At 64.4% G+C, this 15595-nt stretch carries 15 protein-coding genes; 6 read left to right on the forward strand and 9 right to left on the reverse strand.

The genetic code is table 11. The features are described 5' to 3' along the window. Positions 1–199: 199 nt before the first annotated feature. From pstS to QMX78_RS15020, 6 genes are all read right to left on the reverse strand, one after another. On the reverse strand, positions 200–1219 hold the full coding sequence (gene pstS, locus QMX78_RS14995; RefSeq protein WP_282270941.1) for a phosphate ABC transporter substrate-binding protein PstS: 1020 nt from the start codon (positions 1217–1219) through the stop codon (positions 200–202). A gap of 115 nt (positions 1220–1334) precedes the next feature. Beyond that, entirely contained in the window at positions 1335–2114 is a 780-nt protein-coding gene (locus QMX78_RS15000) for a hypothetical protein (protein ID WP_282270943.1), read from the reverse strand. Positions 2115–2376: 262 nt separating this feature from the next. Continuing rightward, positions 2377–3585 carry an OprO/OprP family phosphate-selective porin gene (locus tag QMX78_RS15005; protein ID WP_282270945.1) on the reverse strand — a complete coding sequence of 403 codons (1209 nt, stop codon included), beginning with the start codon at positions 3583–3585 and terminating at the stop codon, positions 2377–2379. 169 nt (positions 3586–3754) lie between these two features. Further along, entirely contained in the window at positions 3755–4396 is a 642-nt protein-coding gene (gene nth / locus QMX78_RS15010) for an endonuclease III (protein WP_282270947.1), read from the reverse strand. 137 nt (positions 4397–4533) lie between these two features. After that, positions 4534–4893 carry a hypothetical protein gene (locus QMX78_RS15015; protein ID WP_282270949.1) on the reverse strand — a complete coding sequence of 120 codons (360 nt, stop codon included), beginning with the start codon at positions 4891–4893 and terminating at the stop codon, positions 4534–4536. A 7-nt stretch (positions 4894–4900) separates the two neighbouring features. Continuing rightward, positions 4901–5683, reverse strand: coding sequence for an enoyl-CoA hydratase-related protein (locus QMX78_RS15020; RefSeq protein ID WP_282270951.1), 783 nt, complete (start codon positions 5681–5683; stop codon positions 4901–4903). A 170-nt stretch (positions 5684–5853) separates the two neighbouring features. Here QMX78_RS15020 and QMX78_RS15025 point away from each other — a divergent pair, with 170 nt between their 5' ends. After that, entirely contained in the window at positions 5854–6555 is a 702-nt protein-coding gene (locus QMX78_RS15025) for an FKBP-type peptidyl-prolyl cis-trans isomerase (RefSeq protein WP_282270953.1), read from the forward strand. A gap of 367 nt (positions 6556–6922) precedes the next feature. Here the strand turns inward: QMX78_RS15025 and QMX78_RS15030 are convergent, their stop codons facing one another. Both QMX78_RS15030 and QMX78_RS15035 read right to left on the reverse strand, forming a co-directional pair. Then, positions 6923–8611, reverse strand: a complete 1689-nt coding sequence (locus QMX78_RS15030; protein WP_282270955.1) for a PA domain-containing protein — start codon at positions 8609–8611, stop codon at positions 6923–6925. Next, complete coding sequence (locus QMX78_RS15035; protein WP_282270957.1) at positions 8608–9039, reverse strand: hypothetical protein; 432 nt, start codon at positions 9037–9039, stop codon at positions 8608–8610. The genes QMX78_RS15030 and QMX78_RS15035 overlap by 4 nt, the downstream gene beginning before the upstream one ends. A gap of 335 nt (positions 9040–9374) precedes the next feature. Here QMX78_RS15035 and QMX78_RS15040 point away from each other — a divergent pair, with 335 nt between their 5' ends. The 3 genes from QMX78_RS15040 to QMX78_RS15050 all read left to right on the forward strand — a co-directional run bounded on the left by QMX78_RS15040 (position 9375) and on the right by QMX78_RS15050 (position 12078). Then, complete coding sequence (locus QMX78_RS15040) at positions 9375–10190, forward strand: CoA pyrophosphatase (RefSeq protein WP_282270959.1); 816 nt, start codon at positions 9375–9377, stop codon at positions 10188–10190. Beyond that, on the forward strand, positions 10187–11089 hold the full coding sequence (locus QMX78_RS15045) for a sulfurtransferase (protein WP_282270961.1): 903 nt from the start codon (positions 10187–10189) through the stop codon (positions 11087–11089). The genes QMX78_RS15040 and QMX78_RS15045 overlap by 4 nt, the downstream gene beginning before the upstream one ends. Before the next feature lie 134 nt (positions 11090–11223). Further along, positions 11224–12078: a DUF1684 domain-containing protein gene (locus QMX78_RS15050; RefSeq protein WP_282270963.1), complete on the forward strand. Its 855-nt coding sequence runs from the start codon at positions 11224–11226 to the stop codon at positions 12076–12078. Positions 12079–12096: 18 nt separating this feature from the next. Here the strand turns inward: QMX78_RS15050 and QMX78_RS15055 are convergent, their stop codons facing one another. Beyond that, positions 12097–12660, reverse strand: a complete 564-nt coding sequence (locus tag QMX78_RS15055) for an N-acetylmuramoyl-L-alanine amidase (RefSeq protein ID WP_282270965.1) — start codon at positions 12658–12660, stop codon at positions 12097–12099. Between the two features lie 51 nt (positions 12661–12711). Between QMX78_RS15055 and QMX78_RS15060 the strand changes: the two genes are divergently transcribed. Together QMX78_RS15060 and rlmKL are read left to right on the forward strand one after the other, a co-directional pair. Further along, entirely contained in the window at positions 12712–13239 is a 528-nt protein-coding gene (locus tag QMX78_RS15060; RefSeq protein WP_282270967.1) for a hypothetical protein, read from the forward strand. A gap of 132 nt (positions 13240–13371) precedes the next feature. Beyond that, positions 13372–15510 carry a bifunctional 23S rRNA (guanine(2069)-N(7))-methyltransferase RlmK/23S rRNA (guanine(2445)-N(2))-methyltransferase RlmL gene (gene rlmKL / locus QMX78_RS15065; protein WP_282270969.1) on the forward strand — a complete coding sequence of 713 codons (2139 nt, stop codon included), beginning with the start codon at positions 13372–13374 and terminating at the stop codon, positions 15508–15510. The last annotated feature ends 85 nt before the right edge of the window (positions 15511–15595 follow it).

Here is a 15595-nt window from a genome sequence, read left to right on the forward strand (position 1 = left end):
CCTTGGTCGGCTTGGGGCTTCACGGTTAGAGCCTCAGCCTAGCAGGGCTGGGCTCTACAGGGAGTGGTCCCGGCAATGCCGCAGGGGCTGGACTTCCGGCTTTGCGGCTGACGCCGCTCCTACAAAAAAACAAAAAAAAGCGCGGATCACTTGATCCGCGCTTGAGACGGCGAGGGAGAGGGACCCGCCGGCTCTTTACTCAGTAACGCAGGTTCTGCTGCCAGTAGGTTTCGATCTGGCGGACCAGCGGGTCCGGCAGCGGCACGTAGTCGAGCTGGCGGGCCTGGGCGTCGCCGTTGGCGTAGATCCAGCGGAAGTACTCAACCGCGGCCTTGGCGCCTTCGGCGCTCTTCGGCTGCTTGCGCATCAGGATGAAGTTGGTGGCGGTGATCGGCCATGCCTGCTCGCCCGGAGCGTTGGTCATCACCAGGTAGAAGTCACGTGCATTGGCCCAGTCGGCGCTGGCGGCAGCGGCCGAGAAGGTCTCGTCACGCGGCTGCACGAAGTTGCCGGCGGCATTCTTCATGCGCGAGAAGGTCAGGCGGTTCTGCAGGGCGTAGGAGAACTCGACGTAACCGATCGAGCCGCGGATCTGCTTGACGTAAGCGGCCACGCCTTCGTTGCCCTTGCCGCCGATACCGACCGGCCACTGGACGCTGGTGCCTTCACCGACGGTGGTCTTCCAGTCAGCGTTGACCTTGGACAGGAAGTTGACGAAGTTGAAGGTGGTGCCCGAACCGTCGGAACGGTGGACGACGGTGATCTTGGTGTCCGGCAGGGTCAGGCCGGCATTGAGCGCGGCGATGGCCGGGTCATTCCACTTGGTGATCTTGCCCAGGAAGATGTTGGCCAGCGTCGGACCATCCAGCTTCATCGCACCGGCGTCCACGCCCGGCACGTTGAGCACCGGCACCACGCCGCCGATCACCGACGGGAACTGCACCAGCCCAGCCGACGCCAGTTCTTCCGGCTTCAGCGGCGCATCGGACGAGCCGAAGTCAACGGTATTGGCCTTGATCTGGGCAATACCGCCGCCCGAGCCGATCGACTGGTAGTTGACGCGGTTGCGGGTGGCGGCGCTGTAATCGGCCGACCACTTGGACATGACCGGGTAGATGAAGGACGCGCCGGCGCCGGTGACATCGGCTGCATTGGCGGCGAACACGGACGACGCTGCGAGGATGGCTACAGCGGCGCGCGATTTGATGGCGTGGATCACGAATGGCTCCTGGGAGTTGATGTGCGGTGGTTTCCGCCCCGGCGCCTATTCCATAACCATTTGATGACAGCGCAGCGTCTGTCATATGACGCACATATGACAGCGGCGCTTGTGATCAGAACGTTGCTTCAACCTCGCTGGGAAGCGGGTAACTGCGGCCCCTTGGTAGCAACTTGAAGCTGCGTAGGGGAAGCTCTTCGCGGGCTTCCACGCAATCACCCTTGGTGTCTTCATGGCTCACGGTTGAACTGCCGCGTTCCCGGATTGTCAGCGATGCCCAGCCTTGCGCGGAGGAGGGGCCAAGCTCCAGCGTGCGCTTTGTTTCATGGAATTCACCGGCACAGCGGGTATCCCATTCACCGCCGCTGCTGGACACCACGATCTGCCCGGTAATTGCTTCCAGGTTGTTGCCGTTGAGTACCAGTAGCTGCAGCCGGGTTTCGCTGAAAGGGTTGGGTTGCGAGGAGTTGCTGCGTGAGCTGCGTACGCCGAACGCACGTACGCTCGGCGAGAGGTTGTAGCGCGCGGTATCCAGGCCGACGCTGTCAACATGGATCGCATCGCTGCTCATCACCTCGGGCAGGCGGAGCCCGGCGCGTGGGCGCAGGCTGGTGCTGTCGACCACCAATACATCCAGGTCGCCCGACTGGGAGTCACCATCGGGGCCCTCCGGGCCCAGGAACGGTACCGCGATCAAGGTCAAGGAAGTATCCGCCGGCCATACCCGGCAAGCGCCGCGCTCGGCGTCGATGGACCAGCCGGAGCGGTCGGGCAGGGCAGCGGTGTCGCGCTGTTGGTAGGCCTGGGTGATACGCGCGGCAGCGTCATCACCACAGTCCTGGGCGAAACTGGTGACGGGCAGGGATAGCAGTAGTGCCAGCAGGCAAGTGCGCATGGGATCCATCCGGTTGGAGCGCCCCCCGATGCGTTGTGGGAGCTGCGTAAGCCGCGAAGCTTACACAGCTTCAGCAAGCGCAGCGGCGCCCGCCGTTGTAGGAGCGGCGTGAGCCGCGAAGCTGACAGGCCTTCAGATTGCGGCGATTGCTTGGGCGCCGACGTTGCTTGCCTCGCGGCTTACGCCGCGCCTACAAAATCACAATCGCTGTAACGACGAACGCCCCATGCGGGGCGTTCGTGGTAGTGCATGCAGCCAATGCTTACCAGAAGAACTGCAGGCGCGCTTCCAGGATGTCCGGCTTGTCGCTGACGAAGCTGCGGGCGCTCGACGAATACTTCTTGCTGTCGACCATCACGTAGTTCAGCGAGGCCTTGAAGTTGGAGCGCCAGTACCAGTTGGCACCCACGGTCCAGATGTCCATCTTGCCGCCGAGCACGCCGTCAACCAGCGGTGCGCCGCCAACCACGGCCGGCGCGCGCAGGCCGCCGTCGTCCAGGTTGATGCTGTCGAAGCGTGCGCCCAGCTGCCACATGCCGCGGCCCGGCTCATCCGGCAGGCCCAGGCTCGGGGTGCCGCCCTTGTAACCCCAGGTCTCGCCGGTCACGTTCCACACGCCGCTGATGTAGTAACCGTCGGTGCTGTAGTTGTCGTGGTCGTAACGCTTGGCCTTCGAGCTGTAGTACTCGCCCTGGGCCTTGAACGGGCCGTGCACATACATGGCTTCGGCGCCGATGGTGCTCAGGCGGTCGGTGTCCTTCAGGTCGCCGCTGTCGACCAGGCGCACGGTGGCCAGGTCGGCGTTCGGGCGGGCGCGCAGGCGCAGCAGGTCGGCGTCGGTGTCGTAGTTTACGTAGCTCAGGCCCAGGTGCAGGATGTTGCCCTTCTCGTTGATCGGGGCGAAGGTGCCGCGCACGCCGTAGCCGCTGCCATGGGCCAGGTCACGGGTCAGCTCGCGGCCGAAGGCCGAAGCGGTGACGGACCAGTTGGCATCGCCAACGCCGTAGCCAACGCCGAGGCGGCGGGCAACTGCATAGGTGTTGGTGACGGTGGCCTTGGAGATGAAGTCGTTGTTCTTGGTGCTGGACAGTTCTTCCAGGCTGTTCGGCTGCTTGTACTGGCCGGCCTGCAGGACGTGGTTGCTGTTACCGCCCAGCTTGTACTTGACGTTGGTGTCGAGGAACTTGTCAGCCTTGGCGTCGTAGCCGACCACCCATTCGATGTTGCCCGGGCCCTTGCCCTTCAGCACCAGCTCGGCGCGGCGCAGTTCGAACTCGCTGTCCTTGCCGTTCTTGGCAACGCCATTGAGGTCGGCCTTGTCATTGCTGAACCAGTTGCCGTCGGCCTGGACCAGGCCTTCGAAGGTGATTTCGGAACCGCCAATAACGTCGATGGCGACTTCAGCGTGTGCAGCCGGCGCGAACAGTGCAGCAGCCACGGCCGCGGTAAGGAGTTGGCGATGCAGTTTCATTGGGTGGGTAGCCTTGCAGGCGGTTGGAGGTTGCTGCGAAGGCTAGGGCGTAAAGATTGCGTAAATGTGACAGTTCAGCGACGAGCTTTGGCCTTGTGGCGCAAGGGTCTGCGTATTGGGCCTTGGGGCTGTTACGGGAAAGTGTCGTGCAGATGGCAGCCGCCGACGCTCATGCTGCGTCGGCGGTCTTGTCATTGAAATGGCAGAGATCCCGGATCACGCACTGCGGACAATCGGGTTTGCGCGCCTTGCAGACATAGCGCCCGTGCAGGATCAGCCAGTGGTGCGCATCCTGCAGGAATTCCTCCGGAATCACCTTCACCAGCCCATCCTCGACCACCCGTACATCCTTGCCAGGTGCCAGTCCGGTGCGGTTGGAGACGCGGAAGATATGCGTGTCCACCGCCATCGTTGGCTGGCCGAAGGCGGTATTGAGCACCACGTTGGCGGTTTTGCGGCCGACCCCGGGCAGGGCTTCCAGCGCGGCGCGTTCGGCCGGCACTTCGCCACCGTATTTCTCGACCAGGATGGCGCAGGCGGCAATCACGTTCTTTGCCTTGGCGTTGAACAGGCCGATGGTGGCGATGTAAGGCTTCAGTCCTTCCTCGCCCAAGGCAAGGATGGCCTGGGCGGTATTGGCTACCGGGAACAATTTGCGGGTGGCTTTGTTCACGCCGACATCGGTGGCCTGCGCCGACAAGGTCACCGCCACCAGCAGTTCGAACGGCGAGCTGTATTCCAACTCGGTGGTCGGGTGCGGGTTGAGCTCACGCAGGCGGGTGAACATCTCCAACACTTCGGCCGCACTCATGCGTTTGCTGCCGCGAGCCAACGTGCTTTTCCGCGCTGCGGCTTTTTTTGCCGGAGCGCTCTTTACCGCGATCTTCTTCGCGCCGATCTTTCTGTCGGCCGTCTTCTTCACTGTAGCTTTCTTCACTGCCACTGCCTTCATTTGCCCGGCTTTTCTGCGGCGCGCGCCTTGGCACGCGCCAGGATTGCCGCCGCCGCAGAGGGCAGGGCAGGCTTGCTGTCAGCTGCCGGCGGCGGCGCACGACGTGCCTGACGTTCCGCATCACGGCGTTCAAGTCGCGCGGCGCGGGCGCGATGGCGCTCACGCGCGGCCCAGGCCGTGCGCAGCTGCTGCTGGGCCTGCGTGAGCAGTCGTGGCAATTGCGGCTGCGCAGGATCCAGCAGTTCATCGCCGGGCTGCGGCAGGTACTCCATCAGCCCGGCGTGCAGCGCCGTATCCAGATCGTCGTCCAGTACGAATTGCAACAGTTGGCGGGGCGTGGCGTTTGCGTTGGACATGGACAACTCAGCGATTCTTGAATTCCGGCTTGCGGCGTTCCAGGAATGCAGTAGTGCCTTCGCGCATGTCGTCGGTGGAGAACACCAGGCCGAACTGTGCGCTTTCGTATTCCAGCCCTTCTTCGATGGCGCACTCACCACCGACGTTGATCGCGTCGAGGATGCCGCGCAGCGCCAGCGGTGCCGCACTGGCCAATTGCTCGGCCAGCTTGGTGGTTTCCGCTTCCAGCTCGGCGGCCGGCACCACGCGATTGACCAGGCCCAACTGTTGGGCGCGCTCGGCGCTGATCGGTGCGCCCAGCAGGCAAAGTTCCAGCGCGGCCGCGCGGCCGGCCAGGCGCAACAGGCGCTGCGTGCCGCCAAAACCCGGTACCAGGCCCAGGTTGATCTCCGGCTGACCGACCTTGGCGCTGTCGGCGGCGATGCGCAGGTGGCAAGCCATGGCCAGTTCCATGCCGCCACCCAGTGCGAAACCGTTCACCATTGCGATGACCGGCTTGTTCAGGCGCTCGATGCGGCGCATCAGGCGCTGCCCGACCAGCGAGAAGTCGCGGCCCTGAACCGGGGTCAATGTATTCATTTCAGCAATGTCCGCGCCGGCAACGAAGGCTTTGCTACCGGCGCCCGTAAGGACAACCACGCTTACGTCCTGGGCCAATGCTGCGTCGGCAAAGGCAGCATCCAGGGTTTCCAGGGTCAGCCGGTTGAGGGCGTTGAGCTTTTCCGGGCGCTGCACGGTGATGGTGCGGACGCCTGCGTGGGTGCTGATCGAAACCGGTGATTCGGACATAAGGGTGAAAGCCTCAAAACGTTAAAAAAAAGTAATGAATGGAACTCTTTCAATTGGCGACGGTCAGAGATGAGCGTCGTCAGTGGCGGACAGCCTTTGTGACGGCTATCCTAACCCGTCGCCTCTAGCGGCATGTTTGCCCTGAGACACCATTCCTGGAGAACTGTTTGATGAAGTTGCGTTCTATTGCGGTCGCCGTGGCCGCCCTGGCCGTCACCGGCACCGCTTTCGCCCAGGACATCGCGTCCGAAAAGGGCAAGCTGAGCTATTACTTCGGCTATGACTACGGTAACAACCTGGCTGAGCTCACCGGTCGCGGCGAGCAGCTGGACATCGCTTCGGTGGTGAAGGGCCTGCAGGATGCCTACGCCAAGAAGCAGCCGGCAATCACCGCCGACCAGCTGAAGCCGGCCGTTGAAGCCTTCCAGCGCCGCGAGCAGGGCCGTGCCCAGGCCGCCAAGGCCGAGTACGACAAGGCTGCTGCTGAAAACAAGACCCGCAGTGACCAGTTCATTGCCGCCAACAAGGCCAAGGCCGGCGTGCAGACCCTGGCCAGCGGCGTGCAGTACCGCGTGATCGAAGCCGGTGCCGGCGCCAAGCCGACCCAGGCCAGCACCGTTGCACTGGAAGTTGCCGGTCCGTTCCCGTACGGCCAGCGTCCGACCGAAGCTCGCCCGGCACAGTCGATTCCGTCGATCAAGCTGAGCGAAGTGGAAATGGCTGCCATGCGCGAAACCCTGCTGCAGATGCCGGCCGGCGCCAAGTGGGAAGTGACCCTGCCGCCGGAGAAGGCCTACGGTGCCGACCCGCGCACCCCGTTCCCGCCGAACGTGGCTGTGCAGTTCGAGATCAAGCTGGTCAGCGTCAAGTAAGCGCAAACCAGTGATGCAACAAGAGGCGCCGGTGGCAACACCGGCGCTTTCTTTTTGTCTGCAAGCACATGTAGTGCCGAGCCATGCTCGGCAAGGGCTTTCCCGGCGATGCCAGCAGTTGCGCTTCATCAACGATCAGCCCAGTGCAGGCGCGCAACTGGCCAAGGGCGCAGTAGCCGACCATCGCAAGCTGGGTTGTTGCAGGCCAGGTAACTATCAGTGCCGTGAAAAAAGAAGAGCCGGCGCCATCAAGGCACCGGCTCTTTGTTCACCATCCAGTGCTGTTTCTGGACGAGCTGGTGGTTTCGCTTGTAGAGCCTCTGCCGAGCATGGCTCGGCACTACAGGCAATCTTTGCTCCACTGGATTTACGGCGACGTCACCTTGGCCGCGCAGGTGCGGATGCCAGCCTGTTCGACGGTGCTGATCAGGTTGACGGCCTTCAGCGAAGCAGCGGTGTCGTTCATGCAGCGCAGGTAGAGCGCACGGTTGCCGTTGGCGGTGGTGCGGCACAAGCGGTCCTGCGCCTGCACGTTGGCACCGGCGATCAAGCCCGGGTTCTTGAACAGTTTCACGCCCGTATCGCAGCTGCCGATGCGCGCCGTGCCAGCGTTCAAGTCCCAGCCCTGGTCGGCGAATACCGCCAAGGTCAGGTCGACCATGCGGCCCGCGTCAGTGTTGGGGCTGTTGGCCGGTTCCATCAACGCGTCGGGTACCAGCACACTCTCGAAGTGCGAGAAGGTAGAGCCGCTGGCAACGATGGCCGGTGCATACAGCAGCGGACGCCCGCTGGCATCGGCACCGGCATAGCGGCCGGCTACCTGGCCCAGGCTTGCGGTCAACGCCGTGCCCGCCTGTGCCGCTGCCTTGATCTGATTGGCATCGGTGAGGTTGACGCTCAGCGTTGGGATGGTGGCGTTGACGCTGGCGTCTTCGGCCATGCCCGGCGCGGTGCCCGGATCGCCGGAACTGGCGACGTTGCCGATGATCGCTGCGACCGCGCCTGCCGCCTGCGCATTGGCTGCCTTGATCTCGAATGCGCAGCCACCGCGATTGACGTAGGCAACCTTGCCGCTGAGGCTGCCGGCGGGAATCGCTTCGCAGGCGTCGGCGGTGTCAGCACCGGTGCCGTCGTTGGCAATGGCAACTGCGCCAGCGAAGTTGGCCGGAGTGGCTGGCGGGCCAAAGGATGCAGTGCCATAGAACTGGGTGACCACGCTGCTGCCATTGACCGACAGCACTACCGCAGGGTCAAGCCACAGCGGTGTCTGTGCCTTGGTGGTCGCACCATTCCATGCCGGAGCGCCGCGGGTCTTGACCGACGTCGCGCGCAGCGCGTTCGTCATGCTGGCTTCGGTGAAGCGCTTGCCGGACAGGTTGTCGAACGCGTTCTCGGTATAGACGTCCGAATACCCGTAGTACTGCGGAATGCCGGCACGCTCGCCCAGTCGGCCGGTGGTGTAGCCGACGAAGCCGGAGAAGCCCAGGCCGTGGCCGATTTCATGCATCACCACGTCGAGGAAGCTGATCAGGTTGGCGGGCGCTTTGCCGTCCAGTCCGTAGTACCAGCCCGAGCCGGTCATGCATGGCGTACCGTCAGGGTTGCTGCCGCCCAGGTTGGCGTTGAAGCGGCTGGTGATATCGGTGCCGGAACTGCTGATGGTGATGCGGCTGCCGTTGAGGGCATTGGCGAGCGGGGCGTGGTACATCATGCCCAGTTCGGTGGCGGTGGGCGGCGTGGTTGCGATCCAGGAGGCGCCGGCCGAGCCGAGGGTGCCGCCGGTCGCGGTACAGGTCAGGTCCTGGAAGCTGGCGCCGACGAAGGTCTCCACGTCACTCTGCAGCACCGCGCCCCATAGATCGGCGGCGAATTGATAGACGATGCGGCGTTGCTCACCGACCGTCTTGCCGGGGTTGCCGCCTTCAGGTGCGCGTACGGTGGTGTCGTTCAGGCCCTTGCCTGCGGGATCCTGGTTGATCGGAGTGATGATGGCGGCGTTGGCCGATGCGCCGAGCACGGCGCTGCCGATGACGGCGGCAAGCAGCAGCGTCTTCATTCGGACACCTCCTGTCGACCATGCGAAAGCGGTGCGCCGTTCTCCAGAATCTGTACTTCACCGTTGGCATCGCGTTCGACGCTCAATGAGCTCAACGCGGACAGCGGCAGGTCGGCGGTGCTCATGCCGTTGCTCTGTATGCGGATGGTCTTGGCGGCATCGGTGCCGGTCTGCGGAATGCGTGCCCAGGCGGCGTTGGTGCCGGCGGCGCTGCGGCTTGCCGAAGGCATTGCGTTTGCCTTTTCGGAAAGAGCCCGGATCTCGGTATCGGTGAGTTTGCGCAGCTTGCCGGTCTTGGCATCGATGCCGGCGACCATGCCGCTTTCGGTAGGGGTACTTGGGTTGCCGTCCGTTGGCGGCTCATGGGCCTGTACTGAAAGGCTGGCGGACAGTGCCAGCGCCGATAACAACAAGGAAGGTTTTGCCATTCTCATTTCCGAGCTCCGCTTACAGAGTGAAAAGCGATAAGGCTCCATCCATGCGCGCGCGAGGCAGGCGTCCAACAGCCACGCTGATCGAACGCGCGTCACGCGCATTGGATGGTTCGTGTTCCCCCTGTCGGCAATTGGAGTGTGCCCGGAGATGAACCATTCCTCAACCATAGTTTGATGGGGGTCACATAATGAATGGGCCTAAGCATTGCCTGGGCATGCTGGATTGGCTTGGGTGTTTGTCCTCGGGTTTGTCATCCGGGCTGGGCAAATTCCTTGCTGACGAAGGCCGATAACTGGTCCGCGGGTGCGCCTCGCGTTACGCTAGCGTGATGTCGGAATTGATGGATGCACCTGCTCGTGTCATCTCCAGCCCCTGTATTGGCATCTGCGCGCTTGATGAGCAGGGCTACTGCCGTGGTTGCTGGCGCAATGGTGCCGAGATCGGTGCCTGGATGCGCATGAGCGAGGACGAGCGGCGGCGGGTAATGACGCAGGAGCTGCCAGGGCGCGCACGCCAGGCGCAGGCGTTTGCCGAGCAACTGCAGGGTCGTGATCGGCTGCAGCAGGCCTTGATGCCACTGACCCAGACGCCAACCGGGCCGGGCTGGAACCGCTCGGAGCTGGAGGATCTGTTGCCCCCGGGGCCACCGGTGGAAGCGGCGGTACTGGCTGGGCTGGTGCCGCGCGCGCAGGGCACGCAGGTGATCTTGACCCGTCGTACCGAAGCGCTGCGCAACCATGGCGGTCAAGTAGGGTTTCCTGGTGGCCGCATCGAAACCCTGGACCGCAATCCGCTGGCAGCTGCGCTGCGCGAGAGCGACGAGGAAATCGCCTTGCCGCGCAGCCAGGTATTGGCCTTGGGCTATCTGGACCCCTTCATCACCATCACCGGCTTCCGGGTGACGCCGGTGGTCGCGGTCGTGGACCCGGCGTTCATCGCACGTCCCGAACCCGGTGAAGTGGCCGAGGTGTTCGAGGTGCCACTGGATTACCTGATGGACCCGGCCAACCTGCGCCAGGTGGATATCGAGCATGGCGGGCGCGTCCGTCATGTCATGGAGTACAGCTGGCCCGGGCAGCGCATCTGGGGCGCGACCGCAGCCATCCTCTACAACCTTCGTCGTCGTTTGGAGCAGGTGGCATGAGCCAGGTTGGCGTTTCGTGGACCACGCTGGTGGATGTAGCGGAGCTGGCCAATGCCCTGGCACAGCCCGAATTGCGCGTGGTCGATGCCCGCGCCACCGCCAGCACTGCGGTGCGGGTGATGGATGCGCGCTATTCATTGGCGGACAAGCAGGCAGGTGCCGCTGGCTACGCCGCCGCACATATTCCCGGTGCGCTCCATGCGGATCTGGAGAAAGATCTGTCGGACATGGGCAAGCAGGGGCATGGCCGACACCCGTTGCCGGAAAGCGAGGTCTTTGCAGCGCGTCTGGGACAGTGGGGCATTGCGCCGGATACCCAGGTGGTGGTCTACGATGCGGCCGATGGCAGCATGGCGGCGGCGCGCCTGTGGTGGCTGCTGCGCCTGATCGGCCACCGCAAGGTCGCCGTGCTCGATGGCGGTCTGGCCGCTTGGCAGGCGGCAGGGTACGCGGTTGATGCGGCCCCGGTTGTGGTGCCTGCATTGCCGGCCTATCCCGGTCAGTTCGACATGACCCAGGTAGTCAGTGCCGATGAGGTGCAGTCGCGCTTGTCGCAGACGCCGGCATGGTTGCTGGACGCGCGTGCAGGTGAACGTTACCGCGGCGAAGTCGAGCCCCTGGATCGGGTAGCCGGGCATGTGCCTGGTGCGCTCAACCGGCCGTTCGGCATGAATCTGCGCGATGGCCGTTTCCGTCCTGCGCAGGAGCTGCGTGCTGAATTGGAGCCGCTGTTGTCCGGGCAGGCACCGGCGCAGGTGGCGGTGATGTGTGGTTCGGGCGTCACCGCCTGTCATCTCGCCCTGGCGTTTGCGCATGCGGGTATGCCAGGTCTGCGTGTGTTCAGTGATTCCTGGAGTGGTTGGTCCAGTGATGCAAACAGGCCGGTTGCTACGGTTTGAGTGATCAGTACACCGCGAGTGGGCGCGGTGCCGATGGGTATGAATGCTTCGGGGGAAGCGTGCGTTCATTGAAATGGCTAGGCGTAGCGCTGGTGGCGGCAGTTCTTGGTGCATGCAATGCGCCAGGCAATGGCTTGTCCGGTGATACAGTGCGTGAGTATCTGCGCGAGGTTGAACAGTGGCGGACGCAGCGCCTGGCCCAACTGCGCGCGCCTGAGGGTTGGCTCAGCTATACCGGCTCGGGCCGACTCAAGACCGGTGCCTACCGGGTGGGCAGTGCCGCGGCCAATGACGTGGTTCTGCCCAGTGGCCCTGCGGAGCTTGGTTTCCTGCAGGTCGACCGTGACGGCGAAGCCATGTTCACCGCAGGTAGCCGCGCCGGTGCCCGGATCAACGGCGAGCCGCTGGAGCGGGCGGTTTTGGTCCCAGGGGTTGCCCATGTCAACGAAGCCAGCCGCGTTCAAGTGGGTGACTCGGAGTTCTATCTGGTGCGCACCGGCAGCATTCTGGGCTGGCGCTACCGCGACCCGCAATCGCCGCGACGCCTCGCATTCACGGCTATCGAGCACTTTCCGGTCGATCCGAAATGGAACGTCAGCGCGCAATGGCGGCCGTTTCCGGCACCCAAGCAGGCAGTCTTGTTGACCTCGATCGGCACCCCGTTGCCGGCCGTCGTGCCGGGCGAGGCGGTGTTTGAGGTCAATGGGCGCAGCTATCACCTGCAGCCGGTGCTGGATGAGGCTGCGCCAGCATCACGACGCTTGTTCTTCCTGCTGTCGGACCGCACCAGCGGCCGCGAGACCTATGGTGGTGCGCGTTACCTGTACGCGGCCATGCCCACCGACGGCGTGGTGCAGCTGGATTTCAATCGCGCCGAGAACCCGCCCTGCGCGTTCACCCCGCACGTGGTGTGCCCGATCGCGCCGGCCATCAATCGCCTGGATCTTGCAGTGACGGCAGGCGAGAAGTTCCAGTACCTGCCGCAGTAGGCGGCTGCCGGGAGTTGCTTAGTCCGGCAGCTGCTGCAGATCAATCGCGCGCAGCACCAGTTCCCACGGGAACATCGGGCCCGGATCGAGTTTGCGCTGCACGTTGAGGCTGGGGTTGTCGCTGGCCGGTTCCAGGGTCGTGTCCAACTGCTCATGGCCGGCGATGTAGCGCAGCGACGGTACTGCCTGCGGCAGCCATTCCAGCAACCTCACCAAGGCGGCGATCTGCGCTTCTGGGTAGGGTTCGCTCATGGCCTGGTTGTTGGAGTCGAACCAGTTCGGCCAGCGCCCGCGGTTGACCAGTTCGATGCCGATCGAGCGCGGGTTGATGCCACGAACGTGATGGGCAACGCGGTCCAGTGCGATGTATTGCTGGATGCTGCCATCGCGGTCGATGTAGTAGTGACCGCTGTTGCCGCTGCCGTTGTCGTAGAGCGCACGCTCACCGTATTCGCGGGCTGTGGCCAGGTCCGGCAACTCGGTGCAATGGATCACCACCAGGTCGATGTCGGCGAGCTTGCGCTGCGCCAACTGGTGTTCGTAGGGCAGCGGCTTGGCAATGATGGGAGGCGGCAGGTGCATGCGTGGATGCTAGCATTCACACATGAATTCCCCCATGACTTGCCGCCAGCCATGAGCCGCGGCCACTGCATTCTGTCGCACGGCTTCGAGAGCGGCCCGGACGCCACCAAGGTCACCGCGCTGGCCGATGTGGCCGAACGCCTGGGCTGGAGCCACGAACGTCCCGACTACACCGATCTGGATGCCAGAAGCGAGATCAGCCGGGTTGGCGATGTGCCGGCACGGCTGCAGCGGCTGATCGAGCGGGCAGCCGAAAAGGCCGCACATGGCCCGCTGGTGCTGGCTGGTTCGAGCCTGGGCGCCTATATCTCGGCGATCACCTCGCTGCAGGTGCCGGTAGCCGGGCTGTTCCTGATGGTGCCTCCAACCACGATGGGGCCGATGCCGGCGCTGGATGCTGCCGCGGTGCCGATCAGCGTGGTCCACGCCTGGAACGACGAGCTGATCCCGGCCGCCGACGTGATTGCCTGGGCCGCACAGCGCTCGGCACGGCTGCTGCTTGTCGATGACGGCCACCGCCTGATGCGGCATGTGGATGCGTCCTGCCAGGCCTTTGAGGCCTTGCTGCGCGGTTTGTGAACGCGGCCGTCGGCTGAATCCGACGGCGCGACGGGCAACTGCCTACAATAGACCCCTTGGATGCCCCGGGGCCGGTCGCCGTGCCCGTCCGTCTGGCTGGCCTGATTCCCTTTCTGAAAGTTGATATCTCCCGTGAATTTCTTTGTTTCCTGCGCCAAAGGCCTTGAATACCTGCTTGCCGACGAACTGCTGGCGATGGGCCTGCCGCGGGCAACCGCCACCATTTCCGGCGTCAATGCCGAGGGCGAACTGCGCGATGCGCAGCGCGTGGTGTTGTGGTCGCGCCTGGCCAGCCGCGTGCTGTGGCCGTTGCAGGAATTCGAGTGCCCGGACGAAAACTCGCTGTATCAGGGCGTGGCAGCGATGCCGTGGGACCAGCACATCACTCCCGAGCTGACCTTGTCGGTGGACGCACACGTGTCCGGTACCGCCATCACCCATGCGCGCTTTGCCGCGCAGCGGGTCAAGGACGGCGTGGTCGACAGCCTGCGCGACCAGGGCATGGAGCGGCCATCGGTGAACGTCGAGTTCCCGGACGTGCGCATCAACCTGTCGTTGCGCAAGGGCCGGGCCACGATCTCGATCGACCTGGGCGGTGGCCCGATGCACCGCCGTGGCTGGCGCATGGCGCAGAACGACGCGCCGCTGAAGGAAAACCTGGCTGCCGCCGTGCTGCTGCGCGCCAACTGGCCGAAGATCCACGCCGAAGGCGGTGGCCTGCTCGACCCGATGTGCGGCAGCGGCACCTTGCTGATCGAAGGCGCCCTGATGGCCGCCGACGTGGCGCCCGGCCTGCAGCGTCATGGCAGCATCCCGCCGAGTCGCTGGCGTGGTTTCGACCAGGCGCAGTGGAAGGAGCTGATGGCCGAAGCGCGCGAGCGTGAGCAGGCCGGTCGTGCTGCGCTCAAGCAGGTCATCCACGGCAGCGATATCGATCCGCAGGCAATCCGTGCGGCCAAGGAAAATGCCGAAGTAGCCGGTGTCAGCGAAGCCATCTGGTTCGGCGTGCGTGACGTCGCCGACGTGCAGGTGCCGCCGCAGGAGACTGGCTGCGTGGTCTGCAACCCGCCCTACGACGAGCGCCTGGCTGCCGACACCGTGCTGTACCGCCGAATTGGCGACGCACTCAAGCGGGCGGTGCCGACCTGGCGCGCAAGCCTGCTGTGCGGCAGCGCCGATCTGGCATTCGCCACCGGCCTGCGTGCGGCCAAGAAGTACCAGATGTTCAATGGCGCCATCGAGTGCGCGCTGATCGTCTGCGATCCGATCGCTGTGCCGGAGCGTGAGAACGCCGGCCAGCCGCGCGAGCTCAGCGAAGGCGCGCAGATGGTGACCAACCGCCTGCGCAAGAACCTCAAGAAGTTCAAGAACTGGCTGAACCGCGAAGGCATCACCTGCTTCCGCGCCTACGACGCCGATCTGCCGGAATACGCGGCGGCCATCGACGTCTACCGCGAAGACGGCGGCAAGAACCGCACCTTCCTGCATGTGCAGGAATACGCCGCACCTGCCACCATTCCGGATGTGGACGTGCGCCGTCGCCGCAACGAGCTGCTCGCTGCGGCCCGCGAAGTATTCCAGGTGCCGGCCGAGCAGGTCGCGCTGAAGTCGCGTGAGCGTGGCAAGGGCGGCAGCAAGTACGGCCGCTTCGAACAGCGCGGCGAGTTCATCCTGGTACGGGAGAACGACGCGCTGCTGCGGGTCAATCTGTTCGATTACCTGGACACCGGCCTGTTCCTCGACCACCGCCCGCTGCGCACGCATATGGCGCAGGAAGCACGCGGCAAGCGCTTCCTCAACCTGTTCTGCTACACCGGTGTGGCCAGCGTCGAAGCCGCGGTTGCTGGTGCGTCCTCAACCACCAGCGTGGATCTGTCGGGTACCTACCTGCAGTGGTGTGCCGACAACCTGGCCCTCAATGGCAAGGGCGGCAGCCAGCACACGCTGGTGCAGGGCGACGCGATGACCTGGCTGGAAGCGGAGAAGAATCGTTACGACGTGATCTTCTGCGATCCGCCGACCTTCTCCAACTCGGCGCGCGCTGAAGATTTCGATATCCAGCGTGAGCACGTGCGCCTGTTGCGTGCAGCGATGGCGCGGTTGACGTCTGATGGCGTGCTGTACTTCTCCAACAACTTCCGCCGCTTCAAGCTGGACGAGAACGCGGTTGCCGAGTTCGCGATCTGCCGCGAGATCTCTACACAGACCATCGGCCCGGATTTCGAGCGCAACGCCCGCATCCACCGCGCCTGGGAACTGCGCCGGGTCTAAGCCTTGGCATTGCCCGCAGCCTCAACTGTAGTGCCGAGCCATGCTCGGCAGAGGCCTTACCGGTGAAGCCCATGCCGAGCATGGC

It is taken from the genome of Stenotrophomonas sp. PS02298 (assembly GCF_029959445.1).
GTDB lineage: Bacteria > Pseudomonadota > Gammaproteobacteria > Xanthomonadales > Xanthomonadaceae > Stenotrophomonas.

Excerpts from the sequence above, each read along its gene's own strand:
- QMX78_RS15000 (WP_282270943.1), bottom strand. The coding sequence starts at position 2,114 with ATGCGCACTTGCCTGCTGGCACTACTGCTATCCCTGCCCGTCACCAGT.
- QMX78_RS15005 (WP_282270945.1), bottom strand. The coding sequence starts at position 3,585 with ATGAAACTGCATCGCCAACTCCTTACCGCGGCCGTGGCTGCTGCACTG.
- nth (WP_282270947.1), bottom strand. The coding sequence starts at position 4,396 with ATGAGTGCGGCCGAAGTGTTGGAGATGTTCACCCGCCTGCGTGAGCTC.
- QMX78_RS15015 (WP_282270949.1), bottom strand. The coding sequence starts at position 4,893 with ATGTCCAACGCAAACGCCACGCCCCGCCAACTGTTGCAATTCGTACTG.
- QMX78_RS15020 (WP_282270951.1), bottom strand. The coding sequence starts at position 5,683 with ATGTCCGAATCACCGGTTTCGATCAGCACCCACGCAGGCGTCCGCACC.
- QMX78_RS15025 (WP_282270953.1), top strand. The coding sequence starts at position 5,854 with ATGAAGTTGCGTTCTATTGCGGTCGCCGTGGCCGCCCTGGCCGTCACC.
- QMX78_RS15030 (WP_282270955.1), bottom strand. The coding sequence starts at position 8,611 with ATGAAGACGCTGCTGCTTGCCGCCGTCATCGGCAGCGCCGTGCTCGGC.
- QMX78_RS15035 (WP_282270957.1), bottom strand. The coding sequence starts at position 9,039 with ATGGCAAAACCTTCCTTGTTGTTATCGGCGCTGGCACTGTCCGCCAGC.
- QMX78_RS15040 (WP_282270959.1), top strand. The coding sequence starts at position 9,375 with ATGTCGGAATTGATGGATGCACCTGCTCGTGTCATCTCCAGCCCCTGT.
- QMX78_RS15045 (WP_282270961.1), top strand. The coding sequence starts at position 10,187 with ATGAGCCAGGTTGGCGTTTCGTGGACCACGCTGGTGGATGTAGCGGAG.
- QMX78_RS15055 (WP_282270965.1), bottom strand. The coding sequence starts at position 12,660 with ATGCACCTGCCGCCTCCCATCATTGCCAAGCCGCTGCCCTACGAACAC.
- QMX78_RS15060 (WP_282270967.1), top strand. The coding sequence starts at position 12,712 with ATGAGCCGCGGCCACTGCATTCTGTCGCACGGCTTCGAGAGCGGCCCG.